Below are 17,615 nucleotides of genomic sequence, written 5' to 3' on the forward strand. Positions count from 1 at the left end.
AAGGAGTCTTCCACTTATGGATAAAGAAAGCGCTAAATTAGAAAAAGTATCACACTAGCTTTTTATTTCTTATGATTCCAACGGAAATAGATGCAGAAGCAGGTATACGTTTTTATGAGTGATTGCTTATTAGTACAGGATGAAGTGTTGAAAAAAAAGAGCCATAGTAATTACTGATGTTACATGAACCTATTGCATAAAATGTATCTTAATCCTCTAAAAAGAAAGAAGGAGATACAGAATGAAAGGTAATAGATGTTTAATATTTACTATACTCTTATTCTTTTCCTTACTCAGTTCTTCAACTGTTCATGCCCAAATTATGCCTTACTCATTTGTCGTTTGGGATGGAAAAGTATATGAGGTTTCCAAAGTAGTTTTGCTAGATGAAAAAATCGGCAATTTCATAGGGAAAGTCAATACAAAGCCAAATGACGCATCAGGAAATTATTATGGTAATGCATCAAATACGTTTGCAATTGGTGCAAAGTATTATGAAATAAGTGGAGTTTCTATGGCAGATGCTATTGCAGTAGAAAATGAAAAAGGACATTTTATACAAGCGGATTATGTACAAAAAGCAACAGAGCAACCAATGAGTTTGTTGCAAAAAGGAATAGTAAATGTATCAATCTTCGCTATACTTATTATGATCCTTGGTATTAGGTATGGGCTGAAGAGAACTAAAGCAAGGGAACTAAATTAGACTATAAAAATTCATTTCATTATATGTGAAAAATAAAGCGTATAGTGGGATTTTTCGGTTTTATCATATGTGGCATCTTGTACTTACGCTTTTTTTAGAAAATATTTAAGGAGTGAAAAAATTGAATTTAGGGCATCCGATAGCATCAGGAAACACAGCAAAAATCTATCTTTACGAAAACAAGATCGTTAAAATATTTAATGACTATTTGCCGGATACGGAATCATCATATGAAGCAAATAAGCAAAAATATGCCTATTCGTGTGGATTATCTGTTCCTAAAGTATTGGATGTCACGAAAATAGATGGGAAACAAGCTATAATAATGGAGTATATTAAGGGAAGGACATTAGGAGAGCTTTTATCTGAAAATATGGATCAAGCAGAATATTACATGAATATTTCCATTGATATACAACAAAAAATTCATACGATTACTACGAAATCACTTGAACCAATGTCTGAGAAACTACGGCGCCAAATTGAAGCAGCCCACAATTTGGATAAAAGACAAAAGGCTGAATTAGTACGAAAATTGGATTCGATGACTTTTGAGAATAGGCTATGTCATGGAGATTATCATCTATATAACTTAATCATGTCAGATAATAAAGTTACAATTATAGATTGGGTGGGTGCCAGTGCAGGAGATATACGTGCCGACATATATCGGACTTTTCTTTTGTATTCACAATTTTCAGCGGAATTAGCCGATATGTATTTGCGACTTTATTGTGAGAAAAGTGGACTATCAAAAGACAGTATTTTTCAATGGGCTCCAATCATTGCAGGGGCAAGGTTATCTGAAAATGTATCATCGGAAAAAACTGAACGTCTTCTGGAGATAATAAATCATTACTGTCCTGAATAGTAATAATTTGAGTAGCGAATCGTGTAAATAAATAATATTTTTGAAAAATGATAGGAGACAGAAGTATAAAAAATTGAAAGTAAAGCAAGGGATTCTTATAGAAATTGCGTACGAATCCCTTTGTCTAATAAACATATAAAAGTTTACTCTTCGAAATAAACTCCTATCCTACTGAACCCCTAATACCTTATCTAAGTATGCAACGATCTCTTCTTTTCCACCTTTAATGGATAAAGCTCGCACTTCATCTTTTTCTAATTTCTCTTGTGCTTTTTGAGCGACTTCTTTTTCTTGACCTTGTGGAATGACGACAACACCATCAGCATCTCCAATAATGAAATCACCCGGTTGTACACTAAAACCACCTATTGCGATAGGAACTTGAATTACACCGCCTCCAAATTTATTGCCTGCAGCAACGGTTGTTCCTAGGCTAAAAACAGGAAAGTCCAAGTCGCGTACTGCTTGGATATCTCTAATTACGCCATCAACTACTAGTCCCTGAATCCCGACCCCTTTCATCATAGAAACGATGAAATCTCCAGCAACAGCACGATTTGTATCCCCTTTAGCATCAACCACCAAAATATCTCCTGGCTGTGCAATACGAATAGCTTCTAGTAAAGTGCCATTTTCACCAATCGGTAACCGAACTGTAACTGCACGTCCAGCTATTTGATACTGATCTTTTAAAGGCTTAATCGCCGCATTTAAATTCGTTGTTCCTGCAAGTGCATCAGAAACCGCTGTTGTTGGCAAAGTCTGTAATAATGTTTCGGTATTAATCATGATAAAGGCCTCCTTATATTAGAATATTGTTATTCATATTATAGGTGAGTAGATAATATGACAATATATTCTAGACAAAAGGGAGGATATTGGTGGTGAAAAGGGGATATAGATGGATGAGTAAAAAGTGTTTTCCTTGAGGAACGAACCTGATAAAACGATTTTCAGAGCATAAAACAAAAGTAATGGAATTTCCATTACTTTTTTCACGTCAAGAACCTAATAGTTAAAATAAATAGCCGATGCATTAGTCACATAGAAGTCTAAAATTTCAGATTATTAAAACCCTAAATATGATATAATTATTAACGAAAATTTTTTCAATAAAGAAATAAAGGAGAGGTGTAAATGAAAAAAATTATCCGTTACTTGGTTTTGGTTGTATTGTTATTTTCTTTTGTAACACCAGTTGCTGATGCAGCAAGTAAGATTACGGTTTCTGCAAAGCTTAGTAAAAGTACGCTTAAGTACAACGGTTCTGCAAAAGTTAACTATAGTGTTAAGAAAAACGGGAAGATCGTAAAGAAACCGAAAGTGTCTTTTAGTTCCTCTAATAAGAAAATTGTGACTGTTTCTAGTAAAGGTGTAGTGAAATCCAAAAACGTCGGTAAAGCCTATGTATACGTAAAAGCATATGGTGAAAAAGTTAAATTGCCTGTCACTGTTTCTAGGAAAGTATGGAGCGTTGAGGGGAAATATAAAGGAAGAAAAGTAGATACATCTTTTGGCAATAAATATGTTTCAGTGGGCTCATCTCTTTATGACTTGAAAAATGGGCATTTAGTAAAATCTTTTGCTAAGAATAGCAGTAAGAGTAATTCTATTTTCTTTTGGAAAAAAGGATTAGTTCATTATGATGGTAGCATTTTTGATTACTACAATTTCAAATTAAATTCATATAATAAATTTAAATTGGTTAATCCTAACAATGACTACTTTTTTGATGTGAAAAATGGCGTATCTTATGCTAGTCATAACAAGAGTAAGGGGAAAGTTGTAAATTCAAAATTAGATGTAGTGGAAATAGATGATCTTGAAACAGGAAGAAATGCAGCAGCACTTTCTGAAGATGGTTCAATATTAGCTACATCCTATGATGACACTCGTGTTGTTTTAAACGATACGAAAACAGGTAATGTTATAAAAGAATTTAAAATTGATAATAAGGAAGTAAGAGGTATTACGTTTACGAAAGACAATAATAAATTATTATTACGCGTTACAAACGTTGAGGAAGAAGATTTTATGGTTTACGTGTATGATACAGATTCAAATGCCGTTCTTAACAAATTCGGTGGACCTTATGGCGTTATTGGTGAGGTTAAAATCAGTCCAGATGGAAAAAGAATTGCTCTTCTAGATATGCGAGGAGTTAAAATGTATGACAGTTCCTATAAATTATTATATGAGATTAAAATGATTGATAAACATAATATGAACTTCACAAAAGACAGCAAATATTTAATAGTTGCTGGCGGAGATGTTACAAAGTATTACGTTAAATAGTGATTACTTTTAATCTGGTTTAGATGTATGTATTTACTTACAGACAGTAGAAGAGACGTATTTTCACAACTTAATAGCTGACTCCAGTGTTTTCTGGGGTCTTTTTTATTTGGATTAATATATAGTTAAATTAATAGAATCAATTCTTCATAAATTTTACTTCGATATGTTATAAAAAAGAAGAGCAGGCCGTTTTATTTGGTTCTGCTCAATTGTTGTAACATGTCATCTCAATTATTATATTTTCAAAGTTTCTTCTTTGTTTTTAATTTCTTTAATGAAATAATCAAAAAAAGCATTGTCCATTAGTAGCCCCTTATTATAAAGATCTACCATACAGTTCTCCAAATCTCGAGATTCACCGTCTCCATTTTGTGAATTTACTGCACTACTAAGTGAGCTTGCTAGTCTTTTCGCAGATTCCGCCATACCAGATTGATCAATAGGTTTAATGGCGTCTTCAGGAATGTCGAAAAGCAACATATCCCCATCTTCAAAAGGCTTAATGGAGTACGTATTCTTTCTAACACTGTAGTCCCAAATAATAGCTTTTTGTCCTTCATGTATTACTCGCTGATTTAACTCAAACTTCATTCTTAAACCACCTCCATACATATATAATAACCTTTTAAACCAATATATTACAAATTTGATCACTGATAATATGTTAGTAGTATCGCAGAGTCTTGGATATAGGGATATTGTCTAGTAAATATACTAATGAATACATTTAAATATTGAAGAAGTCAAATTCAGAAAACGTAATTAATACTAATTTTATAGGTTTATATGTTCGTTAAATGTATTATTTTTCAAATATTATAATGAGTAAATTCTATATTTAATAAAAATATAATACTATATACTTCTTCTAGTAGTATAAAAGGAAGGGGTATTCAGGTATTTGGATAAACGGCATTAATTTTTTGGTAGGTACGAAAGTAGGGAATGAAAAATGGAGCAATTAATTGGGCTAGGATTAATTTTATTTTTTGTAGTGAATCTAGTAGCAGGGGTTATTATTGTATATAAAGATAATAAGACAGAAAATAGGTCTTTTTTCAAAGCTTTTATTTTTTTATCAGTTGATTTCATCATGGACACTTATGGTTTTTATGTTGCGATAGTAATTGGATCACTTTTATTCGGAATCATGTTAGTGTTTTACTAATAGTTATATAAAAGAAGCTGATAAATTATGATGAACTCTTGTACAATTGAAGATGATAGCAGAATTGTAAATTAGTAATTAAGATTGAGAGGTGGCTTATTAATGAAACAAGCTATTATTTTTGATATGGATGGTACATTATTTCAGACTAATTTGATTTTAGAGCCTGCATTGGCAGCAACATTTGATATCTTAAGAGCCAATGGATCATGGAATGAGGATACGCCAATCAATAAATACCGAGAGATTATGGGAGTGCCTTTACCGGTTGTTTGGGAAAAGTTATGTCCACAACATTCTCCAGAAATGCGTGAAAAGAATAATGAAATTTTTCACGAAAAAACAATTAATCTGATTAAAGATAAACAAGGTGACTTATATCCTCATGCGGAACTTGTACTTGAAACGCTTAGCTTAAAATACGATTTATATATAGCGAGTAATGGACAAGCTGCTTACTTACAATCGATTGTTGATACTTACGAGCTACATAAATTTTTTAAGAAAGTATACAGTATTCAGACCATACCTTCTGGACATAAATCGGATTTGGTAAAGAAAATTTTACTAGAAAATAAAATTGAGAAGGGGATAGTTGTCGGAGATCGTTTATCAGACATTCTTGCCGCAAAAGACAATGAGTTACTCTCTATTGGTGTCAATTTCGATTTCGCCCAGGCTACAGAACTAGAAAAAGCAGATAAGGTCATAGATGATTTAAAGGAATTAATTACAATATTATAAACTGTACCCCTTATGGTTGACGATTTACAGTCCATCATAAGGGGTGTTTTTTTATTTATTATGGAACCTGAATTAAAAGGGTCTAATAATACATATATGTTGTCAATGTAGTAAACTATGGAGATATAAAACTTGTAAATTCGTATAATGAGTACCTTTTAAGATACCTATTTGGGATGGAGCTCTAAGTTTTAAGTTCAATAAAAAGGAGTGATTCTACTATGAAGAACGTACATTTCGTTGCTTCTTGGAGTGGTGGGAAAGATTCGGCGCTAGCATATTATCGAGCACTGCAATTAGGGATGATTCCGAAGAAAATATTAACGATGTTTGAGGATGATGGGGAGATTTCTAAGTCTCATGCAGTTCCTTTAGAAGTTGTACAAGCACAAGTGGATAAGTTAGGGGTACCCCTTTTAACTAAACCTGCAAGTTGGAGCTCATATGAGGCACAATTTATAGCTGCGATGGATGCATGTCGGGCTGAAGGTATTACACACGGCGTGTTTGGTGATATTGATTTGGAAGGTCATTTAGAGTGGGTCCAGACAACATGTGCGAAATCGGATATTATAGCAGTCCATCCATTATGGAAAATGTCGCGAAAGTCAGTGGTAGAGGAACTGTTAGAAGCTGGTTTTGAGTCGTGGATTATTGTAGTGAATACAACTATGATGCCTGCTTCTTATGTTGGGAAAAGATTAACAAAAGAATTAGTGGAGGAACTAGAAGCAGCAGGCATTGATGCGTGTGGCGAGAACGGGGAATTTCACACAATTGTAGTTGATGGACCTATTTTCTCTGAGCGTGTTCCTATTTCGATTTCTGCTCCTGTAGAAAAAGGGCATTATGTTTTCTCTCCAGTTTCGTTAGAAGAAAAATGAAAAAAGACCGCACGCATATATCGTGCGGTCCTTTTAACTCTGTAACTTAATAATAAAGTTTGATCAAAATAAATTCTTTCTTCATATAATTCTATAGTTAGTCCCTGCCCGCCTCGTAAATCTTCTGCGCCAGCATAGCCGGTCTTGTACGCGAATCCGTAAAGTGGTCGCCGTCTCCGACGATTAGACGGGACTGGCCAAGCCGTATGGACATATGCGGATGCCAACCGAAGCCCTCTCCTTGTGGCAATGCGTTGTCTTGGTAGAAATAGAGATAGCTTTTGGGCGTAGGCAACGTGTAGAAAGTTTTAAGATCCAGCTTCTCGAAAAGCGGCTTAGCCGGTTCCGGAGTGACGCTTGCATACATCCGTTTTGCTTCCTCCAAAGTGGCCGTATTGACGAAAAAATCTCGAAACAGTTGAAATGGAAGCATGATCGTATCGTCCATTGAGCTGGCTCTGAGTTGCTCGAAACTTTGCCTCATTTGAGCCGGGAACTCGTCGACAACCGATTCGCCGTCTTTCAGTACGAACGCGTCCCAGAAAACAAGGCGCTTTATGCGATCCGGTACCTGTTCTGCAACCTTTTGGATGATAGTTCCACCGAAGCTGTGCCCGACCAGAACAAAGTTGCGTAGGTTCAGTTTCGTTATAAAATCAACGACAGACTTCGTGATCATCGCATGTGTGACATTTTTGTTCGGATCTTTACCGTGACCTGTGTATTCCGGCGTATAAACGGCATGCCCTCGACTACGCAGCACCGCTGCTACGCCGTCCCAGAAGTGAGCATCAGCCCAAGAACCATGTACTAGCACGAAGGTAAGCCGTTGCTGAGCGGGTAAATGGTATCTTTCATCCGAATCGAGGTTACTATTGCAGAGCCAACATCCTTCAGAATAAGGGGAGTGATAATACCCGCCGGGCATAAACCTATAATCGGAATAGGGGAATTGTTGAATTTTTTGGAGATAAGGAAACATGTACAAGACATCCTTTCAAATCGACATATATTATCAGCTTATGCCCAATGCGATTGAGAGGTTCACACACTTAATCCGCCAAAAAAATAGCCACAAGAACTGTGAAAATAACAATTTTGTAGAAAAGGCAATTGTTTTAACCCCGCCCCCAACTACCAATTTGTACGGCTTACCGTAATGAACGATCTCCCTTCAAATTGTTATTAGGTGTGAAAGCTAATATATTTAGATATTTTTATAGAAAAAAGACTGAGCATTATACAACTCAGTCTAGTAAATTACTATTATTTTCGCATTTTTTCAATCTCATCTGCAACAAACTGAACGTTTGTTCCAACGATTATTTGAATACTTTTTGGACCGACTACATTAATACCAGGAACACCAGTAGCCTTAATTTTCTTTTGATCAACAACATCCATGTTTTTCACTTCTACACGTAGACGAGTTGCACAGTGGTCTACAGAAGTTACATTTTGGTCTCCGCCTAATCCATCATAAATTTTAGATGCCATGCCTGAGAATTTATTACCTGATGTAGTGTCTCCAGCTTCATCTATTTCTACATCTTCATCGTCACCTCTACCAGGTGTTTTCAAATCGAATTTCACGATTAAGTATTTAAATAAGAAGTAGTAAATGACTCCAAATACTAAACCTTGTACGAGTAACATATAAGGTTGGTTCGCGAGTGGATTTGCTAAGCTTAAGGAAAAGTCTATAAACCCTGCACTAAAACCAAATCCAGCAGTCCATTGAAACGTTGCGGCAATGAACAAAGATAGACCGGTTAATACGGCATGCACTACATAAAGAGCTGGCGCTAAGAACATAAATACAAATTCAATAGGTTCTGTCACACCTGTAAAAAACGAAGCAAATCCAGCGGCTAACATTAATGCTGCAATTTGTTTTTTTCTATTTGTTTTAGCAGTATGATACATTGCAAGAGCAGCCGCTGGTAATCCAAACATCATGATTGGAAAGAAACCAGCCTGATACATACCAGTGACTCCTTTGACACCAGATCCATCCAAAAACTTTCCGATATCATTAATCCCTATGGTGTCAAACCAGAATATGTTATTTAAAGCATGGTGCAAACCAGTTGGAATTAGCAAGCGGTTAAAGAATCCGTACAAACCAGCTCCAACCGAACCTAACCCACTTATTGCTTCTCCAAAAGAAACTAACCAACCAAAGAAAATAGGCCATATGATGAATAACACACCTGAAACTACAAGCATAGAAACAGCGGACATAATTGGAACGAGTCGTTTTCCGCTAAAAAATGCTAAGAAATCCGGTAGTTTCGTCTGACTAAATCGATTGTACATAATGGATGCTACAATCCCTGAAATTATTCCGATAAACGCATTCCCGATTTTAGCGAAAGCTGGGTCAACATTTGCTACATCTATCCCTTGATACATGGCTACTGAACCTGATGATAACAAGGTCGTGACTACTAAAAATGCAACCAATCCACTTAATGCTGCAGAACCATCTTTAGCTTTAGACATTCCTAGCGCAACCCCAACTGCAAATAAAATTGGGATATTGTCTATAATCGAAGCTCCACCTTTTATTAGGAAAGCAGCTAGCACATTTCCTGAACCCCAGCCATCATGGTCAATCCAGTATCCAATCCCCATCATAATTGCTGCTGCTGGTAAAACAGCTACTGGTAACATTAAAGAACGACCAAGCCGTTGTAAGTATTTCATCATATAATAACTCACTCCAATACAGAATATTTAGATTACTCGGATAAAAAAATAAAATAATTTCAATTTTTTATTGCTTTCGTAATCTTTCAATATGGACTGCGATGTAACCTAACTCATGATTAGGTAGGTCAATATCGTGCAATTTCTTTAACTCTTTGGTCATTTCGACGGCGCAATAGTACGAAAAAGGAAATTTCTTTTTAATCATGACAAGCATTTCTTCATCCATTGTATGAAGCTCATAATGATTCATCCTTGTTAAAGCAAAACGTAAATGAGTGATTAGACGATGATAGGAAAGGTCATTTTCCTCAAGATGTATGTTTAATTTCTTTTGAATAATTTGAACCATATCCCGAATAATCGTTGTTTGCCTTAACGTTTGATGTAAATCGCCTCCTTGTAATTTCATCGTATGGATATGAAGAGCGATATAAGCAGCTTCATCTTCCGGCATTTCAACTTGGCATCTTTCTTTTATATGTTGTATTGCCCAAAGGCCAATCTCAAATTCTCTCCTATATAAGATTTTTATCTCATGTAAGAGCTTGTTATTGAGTTGAATACCATCTTTTATCCTTTCAATTGCAAATGACACATGGTCAGTAAGAACAATATGAATATGTTCGTTTAACTTACCACCAATGTATTCCTCTGCATATGAAATAATTTCTTCGGAGATTGTAAAATGTTCTTCTGGAATTCGACTTAATAATTGTTGAAGTTTGTCATTTTCTCTCATAACAAATATTTTTTCTATTCTGTCTAAATTAACGATATCGTTTCGTTTCTTATTAAAAGCAACTCCGGATCCTATAGCAATCTTCTCACGCTCGTTATCTAGTACGACTACGGCATTATTATTGAGAATCTTCGTTATTTTCATCTAATGAGATTTCCCCCTTACTTACGATAATGTAAAGATGCATTACTTAGCAGAAATGGTCATTAATACGGTTTTATCTTGAATACCTGTTTTTGAATAATGGCATTGAATGTTTTTGTCAGCGCTATTAGTAATGATGATAGGTGTAACAATGCTTTTTGCGTTTTCTCGAATATATTCCCAATCCACTTCGATAAGAACTTGCCCAGCAGAAACTTTATCACCTGCACTTACTAGTACTGTAAATCCATTTCCTTCTAATAAGACCGTTTCCAGACCAATGTGAATGAGAATTTCTGAACCATCGGTAGAGCGTATTCCAATGGCATGTTTTGTATCGGAAACGAGTACTATTTCTCCTTCTACAGGGGCATGAACACTCCCATTTGTAGGAATAATAGCGACACCTTCTCCCATCATTTTTTGACTGAAAACTGGATCTGGAACGTCACCTAATGGAATAATTTCTCCATTTATTGGAGCCAAAACTTCTAAACTACGTTTTTTAAATAAATTTGAAAACATGAAAAAACTCCTTTGTTAAGTATTATAAATACGCTGGCCCAATAGAAAAGCGTAAAAAAGGCATGGAGGCAACAAGTAGTTTTTTACAACTGCTCTGTTTACCACCATGCCTGATCGTATCAGTAACATGTGATTCGTTATTAAACTAATATTCAGACAATAGAGATGGATATTTTACTATTCAATAGAAATGTGAAAAAAAGTTAAAAATTTGTAACATTTGTAATGAATTATATGAAGGGGATTTAGTTTTAAGTACAAGATTAAGAAAAAATAAATCGATCTTGCGCAAGTTATTTTAAATAGGAGATAAGAAATGAAAGTGCCTCATGTAGATTAGATTTTATTAATGAAAGGTTAACTGAGTTTTATATACTTGCATACTTTGAAATATAAGAGTACTCTTATATAAGTAAATGATTATATAAAAGAGGTGGGATTGTGGATACTTTAATAGCAATGGAAAAACAGTTAAAGGCCGTAAGTGATATTAACCGTTTAAAGTTGTTAGCCTGTTTAAAGAAAGGCGAGGTCTGTGTATGTGATTTAGTTGATGTCCTGCAGGTTTCACAGCCAGCAGTTAGCCAACAATTACGTAAATTAAAAGAGGCTGGCATCATATTAGAAAGAAAAAAAGGGACTTGGAAGCATTATCGATTACATGAAGAACAATCTCCATACATCCAAGCAATTATTGATGAATTAGAGCCAATCTCATATAAGCATTGTGGACCACATTGTTCTTCCCAAGAAGGGGATGATTGAGGGTGGAAAAATCGTTAACAAAACAGCTATCTTTTTTAGATCGGTATTTAACACTGTGGATTTTCATTGCAATGGGGTTAGGTGTTCTTATAAGCGTCATTGCACCAAATTTTAAAGATGCATTAGATGCTTTATCGGTAGGTACTACGTCTATTCCAATTGCGATTGGATTAATTGTCATGCTCTATGCACCTCTTGCTAAGGTGAAATATGAAGAGATGTGGCGTGTATTTAAAGATTGGAAAGTTCTTTTGCTATCACTTTTACAAAACTGGTTATTAGGTCCATTTTTAATGTTTTTCCTAGCCATCATCTTCCTACATGATTACCCAGATTATATGGCGGGACTGATTATGATTGGTCTAGCGAGATGTATTGCAATGGTCATTGTTTGGAATGATTTGGCGCGAGGTGACAATGAGTATGTGGCAGGACTAGTTGCCTTTAACTCTGTATTCCAAATCTTATTCTATTCTGTATTTGCCTATTTCTTTCTAAATATTATGCCGGGCTGGTTTGGATTAGAAAATCTAAATATATCTATTTCGATGTGGGAAATTACAAAGAGTGTGTTGATTTATTTAGGTATCCCATTTGTTGCAGGTATATTAACGCGCGTTATTGGTATTAAAGTGAAAGGAATCGAGTGGTATGAAAATCAATTTATTCCTAAGATTTCACCATTAACATTGATTGCTTTATTGTTCACAATCGTCATGATGTTTTCCTTAAAAGGGGATAAGATTATTGAATTACCATTGGATGTAATTCGTATAGCCATTCCTCTATTAATCTATTTCTTGATCATGTTTGTCGTGTCGTTCTTTGCTTCAAGAAAGGCAGGAGCAAATTATCCAGTTACAGCAGCACTTTCGTTTACTGCTGCCAGCAATAACTTTGAATTAGCAATAGCAGTAGCTGTTGGTGTGTTTGGTATTCATAGTGGTGCCGCGTTTGCTGCGGTTATTGGTCCACTTGTAGAAGTACCGGTGTTAATAGCTCTAGTAGGAGTAGCGCTTAGATGGAAAAAGAAATATTTTAAAGTTGAATTGTAAGTATTGAATCACAAGATTTACGCCTAGCATTGCCTAGGTTTTATTTTAATTCATTATATAAGTGAACGCTTATGTATTGATGTAGACGGAGGATATAAAAATGACAGAAATGAAAAACGATCAAATACGCCAAGGTGTGCGTGATAATTATAAACAAGTAGCGTTAAAAAACATTGATACAAATAGTTGCTGTGCACCGAGCTGTTGCACACCAGATGAAAATCAAAATATCTCTGTAAAAGAGATTTCGCAAAAAATGGGGTACACAACTGAAGAACTCACAAGCATTCCAAACGGTGCCAATATGGGATTAGGATGTGGGAACCCACAAGCAATTGCGGCTTTAAAAGAAGGTGAAACTGTATTAGATTTAGGCTCTGGTGGTGGATTTGACTGCTTTTTAGCTGCGCCTAAAGTGGGCTCGAATGGGAAAGTCATTGGTGTAGATATGACACCAGAAATGATTTCAAAAGCCCGAAAAAACGGAGAAAAACCTCAATTTAAGCATGTAGAATTTCGCCTAGGTGAGATTGAAAATTTACCAATTGCAGATCAATCTGTTGATGTCATCATGTCAAACTGTGTCATCAATTTATCACCAAATAAATTGCGTGTTTTTGAAGAAGCATACCGTGTTCTAAAAGAAGGTGGTCGTTTAGCCATTTCAGATGTAATTTTAACAACAACTTTACCAGTTGATATGAAACAAAATATGGCGCTATATTCAGGCTGCATCGCAGGCGCCTCACCAATAGAAGAAATGACGACTTACTTGCAAGAAGCAGGGTTTAAAAATATTCAAATCACTCCAAAAGAAGAATCGAAAGAATTTATCAAAGAATGGGCACCAGAACATCAAGTGGATGAATATATCGTATCGGCTATTATTCAAGCTGAGAAATAGAATGATATACAGCTATTGAAATGAAATGAATAAAAGTAGTAGTTAGAACAAATTATAAAATAATTGAGTAAAAAATGACTTCGCTAAAGTAGGAGGGCACTGAAAAAGTCCAATAAGTCACTAAAGCGATTGCATAAACGGTTTTTCGTTTATGCAATCGCTTTTTCTTTCTCTTCAAACATTTTGTATAATAGGAGGAAATTATTAGAGGTGGTGCGCCCATGATTTCCAAACAAGAAACACTTAATTTTAGTCCTTTTATGGCACTTTACGATTATATAGCCCATGGCCTGTTTTAATAGTAAGAGGATATCAACTGTATAGAGCTTATTAATTTGTTTAAGGAGAATTAAATTGTTTAGATTTATTTTAGCATCATTATTTTTTACAGCCATGTTCATTGTAGGGCTGATATTTACAGTTCACATTATTAAGAAAAGACGTGAGAATATTGATTGGCAACTACATATTTTTGTTTCAATCAGTTTCATGCTGTTAGGACTAGGCGTTGCCTTATTTACGTGGCTTGATATCGTGGCTATCGCCATGAATAATGAGAAAGTTGAACAGGGAACTTGCGAACTGACAAGACAATATAGTCGTCGAGGTGGCGGTGATACAAGAATTACAGTGAATGGAAAGAATCTAACTTATAATAAAACAGGTTACTACAATGATGTGTATGAATGCCGTGTTGAATATTTGCCATTCACAAAAACAGTGAAAGATCTTCAATTGTTTGACGAAAAGTGATTTTAAGAGAGCAAAGCACGTATTTATAGTTACTGGACATACATAATTGAGAATAACTACATCTTATATTATATAAAATAGTAATTGATAAACAGGTTCACCAAAGGAAAAGGAGATGAATATACATTGGTATTTATAAGAGATCTTAAAGAAAATGACTACGAGTTTTTATTGGATATGTTGTATGAGTCAATCCATATTCCTGAGAATAAACCGTCTAGAGAAGTGCTGTTAAACCTCCCGCACATTAGAAAATATCATGAAGGTTGGGGAAGAGCGGGGGATAGAGCACTAATTGCTATCGATGAAGAAAACCAAAAAGTAGGAGCGGTCTGGTACAGATTTTTTGAAGGAAATAATCAAGGTTATGGATATGTCGATGACAACACGCCTGAATTAGGATTAGCTGTTGTAGAGAATGGTAGAGGAAAGGGAATTGGAACTTTACTTATGAATAAAATCATGCAGCTTGCTATGGCAGAGGGGTATAAGTCCATTTCATTAAGTGTAGATCCAGATAATAGTGAAGCAGTACATATATATCATAAACTCGGGTTTCAAGAATACGGTATATCAGGTACATCTATCACAATGGTATATAGGGGATTCGTACATTAAAAATCTACTGAAAATAATATGAAGCATGTTTTGAATGATTAATCAAAACATGCTCTTTTTTTATTGATAAAGAAATCTGTTTTACAATAAGTTGGATCATGATCTTTCTATTTTGTGAATCGTGGACATACATGAAAATCTAATATCTCAAAATTTATTAGTAGATGTGTTTACAGAAGAATAAGGATTCTCTTCATTTATAATCCCCGAAATACCCTCTTTTTCAAATAAATCTACAATTTTTTCAAGGCTTCCATGATCTCTTACTACAATGAAATTAGGTAAGAAAGGCTTGTTTTTTATGTTCAAAATAAATTTATAACCATTATTTACTTTAGAGTCAAGTCCATAGAGCTCATGCCAACGACTTATTTTTTCTGCTTTATAACCTTTAATATTACTGAAAGAATAGTACTTGCTATTAAAGATTATTCCATTTGCTAATATGAACAAATTACCACGATGTTTAATGGAGGAAATAATCACAAAAAATAAAGAAACCATACTAAATGAAGAAGATCCTAGCACGTCGGTAACAAGAACAACCACTAATAAAATGACCAATAGCATAATTGCGACTACGGTTCCCCATTTAACATACTGATAAGACTTCGTGTTTTTACTGAGACACTCCATTTCCCGCCACTCAGTTGGGATGAGAATGCTTTTTAAATCTTTTTCCTCATTAGGATAGAGAGCGTCTTTAGAGAGCTGAACAGCTTTTCTCAAATTAATACGATATCGAATTAAATAATAAATACCAAAGATAAAAATAATGGTAAATATAGTATTTAACATCTTTTGTAGCTCCTTTCTCGATATTATATATTTTAAAACAATTATTACTTACTAATTTATCCTAATTACTCTATGTGAAAAATTATACTACAAAATGGATTATTTAAGTTTATATGTTTATTTTTAGGTTTATAAAATTACTTAATTAAGTAAAAAAAAGGTGAATCCATAAGCAATGTTTGAGCAATTGTTATATTCTTTAATTATAGGGAAAAAACATTTCGTGGTAAGTATGAATCTTAGTACCTTGAATAGCGGTATAAATTTTTTAAGTAGCATCAAACAGTGAAATAATATTAAAAATTAAGGAGTTACTATTATGTTGGAACCAGTTAACTTTGATGAATTGTTTAAGAAAAGAAATGAAAATGTATATTCAATAGAATTTAAGCGATACGAGGATATTATAGCAAACCATAAGGAACTCGCTCATTTTTATAGAGAAGAAATAGCATCTTTAGAGAACACAATTTCTAAAGATATTGATTCTGTTATTTATACAAAAGGCGGGGAAACAATGTTTCATCGAGGGTATTATTGTCCAAGTCTTGTTTTTACTTATATAGTTGGGGGAACAAACAGGGGTAACATACTAAAACGCTTTTCAAAAAAATATTCATTTAAATATGGCTTTAATAAGCTAGGGAAATTAATATATGTTCAGAATAATGATGAGTTTGAACAATTTCAAGATGGACAATTTCAAGAGTTCATTATTCATGACAGGAATATTGAAATCGGTATAACTGTACAAAGAAACAATTCTATATCTTTCATTTCAAGATGTGAATATAAAGACGGGAAATTAATAAGATATGAGAGAAGTCAACTTGGTACGTCTAAAGAATTATATATGGAAGAGTATAATTATGTGGACAATCAATTAAATGATGTTGAAATTTTTCACTATACTTATTCCATTAATTCGTGTAAAAGAGAGAGATATAAGGTGGGGCAAAATAGTAATGGAGAAATTGTATACCTAAAAGGTGGATGTTTATACAATGGTAAATGGGATGAAGATGAATACTTTTTGATTAATTATTGAAGCTAAATCTTTCAATTCCTATCGAATTCATACTAAAATGAATATGAGAGTAACTGAAATTCAAAATATGTTATTTACTCATCTTGTAAAAAAATCCTATCTTATTAGGAGAACTATATGAAGAAATTACAGTCACTTTTTAATTTTAAGACATCTTTTACAATTGGCTAATTAAGTTTATTACTCAAGCTAGGATCAGTCCATTAACACTAAATAATTATATGAGGTGAAAAATTGAAAACTACTATTTACTTTATTAGACATGCAGAATCTCCATTTATCTTTGGTCAAGAACGTGAACGTCCTCTTTCTGAAAAAGGAAGAGAATCTGCTGAGAAACTTGTTAGTTCATTGAAAAAAATAGAGTTTAATGCGGTGTTTTCTAGCCCCTATAAACGAGCAATACAGACGTTGGATGGACTATTCGAACCTTCTAAGATAATCATTGAAGAAGGTTTAAGAGAACGAGCGATCAAAGGGCAATATAAATTATTTCAAAATGAAATAGATTTAGCACTTAGAAAGTCATTCGAGAATATAGACTTTTGTTTAGAAGGTGGAGAGTCAATCAGAGAAGTTCAAAATAGATCATTACCTATTATATTTAAAATTTTAGGAAATCCGGACTTTGAAAATGTAGCTATTGGAACTCACGGTAATATCATGACATCTATATTAAATTATTTCGAACCTTCTCTTGGATATGATTTCTGGAAATCGACCGAAAAACCCGATATTTATCAATTAACTTTTGATGGTTATCACTTATTAGAGATAGTGAAGAAAAGGTTTAATAATGAATAGTATATTGGACGATTCTGATGAAAATAGAAATATGGTATTAACTTTTTTATGTAAAAAATCTTAATGCTGAAACAAT

The 17,615-nt window shown here is 34.1% G+C and carries 20 protein-coding genes; 13 read left to right on the forward strand and 7 right to left on the reverse strand.

Going from position 1 to position 17,615, the window contains the following annotated elements:
• Positions 1-241 precede the first annotated feature (241 nt).
• Positions 242-706, forward strand: coding sequence for a hypothetical protein (locus AC3IS5_RS08160; protein WP_489427339.1), 465 nt, complete (start codon positions 242-244; stop codon positions 704-706).
• Between the two features lie 121 nt (positions 707-827).
• Positions 828-1,577, forward strand: coding sequence for a phosphotransferase family protein (locus AC3IS5_RS08165; protein WP_489427340.1), 750 nt, complete (start codon positions 828-830; stop codon positions 1,575-1,577).
• Positions 1,578-1,745: 168 nt separating this feature from the next.
• Here the strand turns inward: AC3IS5_RS08165 and AC3IS5_RS08170 are convergent, their stop codons facing one another.
• Positions 1,746-2,366: an RraA family protein gene (locus AC3IS5_RS08170; protein ID WP_489427341.1), complete on the reverse strand. Its 621-nt coding sequence runs from the start codon at positions 2,364-2,366 to the stop codon at positions 1,746-1,748.
• A 348-nt stretch (positions 2,367-2,714) separates the two neighbouring features.
• Here AC3IS5_RS08170 and AC3IS5_RS08175 point away from each other — a divergent pair, with 348 nt between their 5' ends.
• Positions 2,715-3,872 (forward strand): WD40 repeat domain-containing protein, encoded by a 1,158-nt coding sequence (locus tag AC3IS5_RS08175; protein ID WP_489427342.1) that lies wholly within the window; start codon positions 2,715-2,717, stop codon positions 3,870-3,872.
• Between the two features lie 237 nt (positions 3,873-4,109).
• Here AC3IS5_RS08175 and AC3IS5_RS08180 read toward each other — a convergent pair whose 3' ends face one another.
• Positions 4,110-4,466 (reverse strand): hypothetical protein, encoded by a 357-nt coding sequence (locus tag AC3IS5_RS08180; RefSeq protein WP_489427343.1) that lies wholly within the window; start codon positions 4,464-4,466, stop codon positions 4,110-4,112.
• A gap of 361 nt (positions 4,467-4,827) precedes the next feature.
• On the opposite strand from AC3IS5_RS08180, the gene AC3IS5_RS08185 reads away from it, so the two are divergent.
• The 3 genes from AC3IS5_RS08185 to AC3IS5_RS08195 all read left to right on the forward strand — a co-directional run bounded on the left by AC3IS5_RS08185 (position 4,828) and on the right by AC3IS5_RS08195 (position 6,671).
• Entirely contained in the window at positions 4,828-5,043 is a 216-nt protein-coding gene (locus AC3IS5_RS08185; RefSeq protein WP_489427344.1) for a hypothetical protein, read from the forward strand.
• 102 nt (positions 5,044-5,145) lie between these two features.
• Entirely contained in the window at positions 5,146-5,787 is a 642-nt protein-coding gene (locus AC3IS5_RS08190) for an NIF family HAD-type phosphatase (RefSeq protein ID WP_489427345.1), read from the forward strand.
• A gap of 221 nt (positions 5,788-6,008) precedes the next feature.
• The gene (locus AC3IS5_RS08195) at positions 6,009-6,671 is read left to right on the forward strand and encodes a Dph6-related ATP pyrophosphatase (protein WP_489427346.1); all 663 of its coding nucleotides are present in this window, start codon (positions 6,009-6,011) and stop codon (positions 6,669-6,671) included.
• A gap of 97 nt (positions 6,672-6,768) precedes the next feature.
• Here AC3IS5_RS08195 and AC3IS5_RS08200 read toward each other — a convergent pair whose 3' ends face one another.
• The 4 genes from AC3IS5_RS08200 to AC3IS5_RS08215 form a co-directional block, all read right to left on the reverse strand.
• Positions 6,769-7,653, reverse strand: coding sequence for an alpha/beta fold hydrolase (locus AC3IS5_RS08200; protein WP_489427347.1), 885 nt, complete (start codon positions 7,651-7,653; stop codon positions 6,769-6,771).
• A 284-nt stretch (positions 7,654-7,937) separates the two neighbouring features.
• Positions 7,938-9,383: an N-acetylglucosamine-specific PTS transporter subunit IIBC gene (nagE, locus tag AC3IS5_RS08205; protein ID WP_489427348.1), complete on the reverse strand. Its 1,446-nt coding sequence runs from the start codon at positions 9,381-9,383 to the stop codon at positions 7,938-7,940.
• A 67-nt stretch (positions 9,384-9,450) separates the two neighbouring features.
• Positions 9,451-10,269: a PRD domain-containing protein gene (locus AC3IS5_RS08210; protein ID WP_489427349.1), complete on the reverse strand. Its 819-nt coding sequence runs from the start codon at positions 10,267-10,269 to the stop codon at positions 9,451-9,453.
• Positions 10,270-10,311: 42 nt separating this feature from the next.
• A complete protein-coding gene (locus tag AC3IS5_RS08215; RefSeq protein ID WP_489427350.1) occupies positions 10,312-10,794 on the reverse strand; it encodes a PTS sugar transporter subunit IIA in 483 nt (160 codons plus the stop codon).
• A 438-nt stretch (positions 10,795-11,232) separates the two neighbouring features.
• Between AC3IS5_RS08215 and AC3IS5_RS08220 the strand changes: the two genes are divergently transcribed.
• The 5 genes from AC3IS5_RS08220 to AC3IS5_RS08240 all read left to right on the forward strand — a co-directional run bounded on the left by AC3IS5_RS08220 (position 11,233) and on the right by AC3IS5_RS08240 (position 14,889).
• A complete protein-coding gene (locus AC3IS5_RS08220; protein ID WP_489427837.1) occupies positions 11,233-11,559 on the forward strand; it encodes an ArsR/SmtB family transcription factor in 327 nt (108 codons plus the stop codon).
• Positions 11,560-11,561: 2 nt separating this feature from the next.
• On the forward strand, positions 11,562-12,614 hold the full coding sequence (arsB, locus tag AC3IS5_RS08225) for an ACR3 family arsenite efflux transporter (protein ID WP_489427351.1): 1,053 nt from the start codon (positions 11,562-11,564) through the stop codon (positions 12,612-12,614).
• A 100-nt stretch (positions 12,615-12,714) separates the two neighbouring features.
• On the forward strand, positions 12,715-13,518 hold the full coding sequence (locus AC3IS5_RS08230; RefSeq protein WP_489427352.1) for an arsenite methyltransferase: 804 nt from the start codon (positions 12,715-12,717) through the stop codon (positions 13,516-13,518).
• A gap of 354 nt (positions 13,519-13,872) precedes the next feature.
• Positions 13,873-14,271: a hypothetical protein gene (locus tag AC3IS5_RS08235; protein ID WP_489427353.1), complete on the forward strand. Its 399-nt coding sequence runs from the start codon at positions 13,873-13,875 to the stop codon at positions 14,269-14,271.
• A 126-nt stretch (positions 14,272-14,397) separates the two neighbouring features.
• The gene (locus AC3IS5_RS08240; protein ID WP_489427354.1) at positions 14,398-14,889 is read left to right on the forward strand and encodes a GNAT family N-acetyltransferase; all 492 of its coding nucleotides are present in this window, start codon (positions 14,398-14,400) and stop codon (positions 14,887-14,889) included.
• Between the two features lie 147 nt (positions 14,890-15,036).
• On the opposite strand, the gene AC3IS5_RS08245 is transcribed toward AC3IS5_RS08240, so the two are convergent.
• On the reverse strand, positions 15,037-15,687 hold the full coding sequence (locus AC3IS5_RS08245; protein WP_489427355.1) for a hypothetical protein: 651 nt from the start codon (positions 15,685-15,687) through the stop codon (positions 15,037-15,039).
• Between the two features lie 319 nt (positions 15,688-16,006).
• On the opposite strand from AC3IS5_RS08245, the gene AC3IS5_RS08250 reads away from it, so the two are divergent.
• Together AC3IS5_RS08250 and AC3IS5_RS08255 are read left to right on the forward strand one after the other, a co-directional pair.
• Positions 16,007-16,735: a hypothetical protein gene (locus AC3IS5_RS08250; RefSeq protein WP_489427356.1), complete on the forward strand. Its 729-nt coding sequence runs from the start codon at positions 16,007-16,009 to the stop codon at positions 16,733-16,735.
• Between the two features lie 234 nt (positions 16,736-16,969).
• Positions 16,970-17,539: a histidine phosphatase family protein gene (locus AC3IS5_RS08255; RefSeq protein ID WP_489427357.1), complete on the forward strand. Its 570-nt coding sequence runs from the start codon at positions 16,970-16,972 to the stop codon at positions 17,537-17,539.
• Positions 17,540-17,615 lie beyond the last annotated feature (76 nt).

This window comes from Viridibacillus sp. KH_047 (genome assembly GCF_057838945.1).

Coding starts and splice junctions, on each gene's coding strand:
- AC3IS5_RS08200 (WP_489427347.1), bottom strand. CDS start 7,653: ATGTTTCCTTATCTCCAAAAAATTCAACAATTCCCCTATTCCGATTAT.
- AC3IS5_RS08190 (WP_489427345.1), top strand. CDS start 5,146: ATGAAACAAGCTATTATTTTTGATATGGATGGTACATTATTTCAGACT.
- AC3IS5_RS08210 (WP_489427349.1), bottom strand. CDS start 10,269: ATGAAAATAACGAAGATTCTCAATAATAATGCCGTAGTCGTACTAGAT.
- AC3IS5_RS08250 (WP_489427356.1), top strand. CDS start 16,007: ATGTTGGAACCAGTTAACTTTGATGAATTGTTTAAGAAAAGAAATGAA.
- AC3IS5_RS08175 (WP_489427342.1), top strand. CDS start 2,715: ATGAAAAAAATTATCCGTTACTTGGTTTTGGTTGTATTGTTATTTTCT.
- AC3IS5_RS08170 (WP_489427341.1), bottom strand. CDS start 2,366: ATGATTAATACCGAAACATTATTACAGACTTTGCCAACAACAGCGGTT.
- AC3IS5_RS08160 (WP_489427339.1), top strand. CDS start 242: ATGAAAGGTAATAGATGTTTAATATTTACTATACTCTTATTCTTTTCC.
- AC3IS5_RS08245 (WP_489427355.1), bottom strand. CDS start 15,687: ATGTTAAATACTATATTTACCATTATTTTTATCTTTGGTATTTATTAT.
- AC3IS5_RS08230 (WP_489427352.1), top strand. CDS start 12,715: ATGACAGAAATGAAAAACGATCAAATACGCCAAGGTGTGCGTGATAAT.
- AC3IS5_RS08195 (WP_489427346.1), top strand. CDS start 6,009: ATGAAGAACGTACATTTCGTTGCTTCTTGGAGTGGTGGGAAAGATTCG.
- AC3IS5_RS08215 (WP_489427350.1), bottom strand. CDS start 10,794: ATGTTTTCAAATTTATTTAAAAAACGTAGTTTAGAAGTTTTGGCTCCA.
- AC3IS5_RS08185 (WP_489427344.1), top strand. CDS start 4,828: ATGGAGCAATTAATTGGGCTAGGATTAATTTTATTTTTTGTAGTGAAT.
- nagE (WP_489427348.1), bottom strand. CDS start 9,383: ATGATGAAATACTTACAACGGCTTGGTCGTTCTTTAATGTTACCAGTA.
- AC3IS5_RS08180 (WP_489427343.1), bottom strand. CDS start 4,466: ATGAAGTTTGAGTTAAATCAGCGAGTAATACATGAAGGACAAAAAGCT.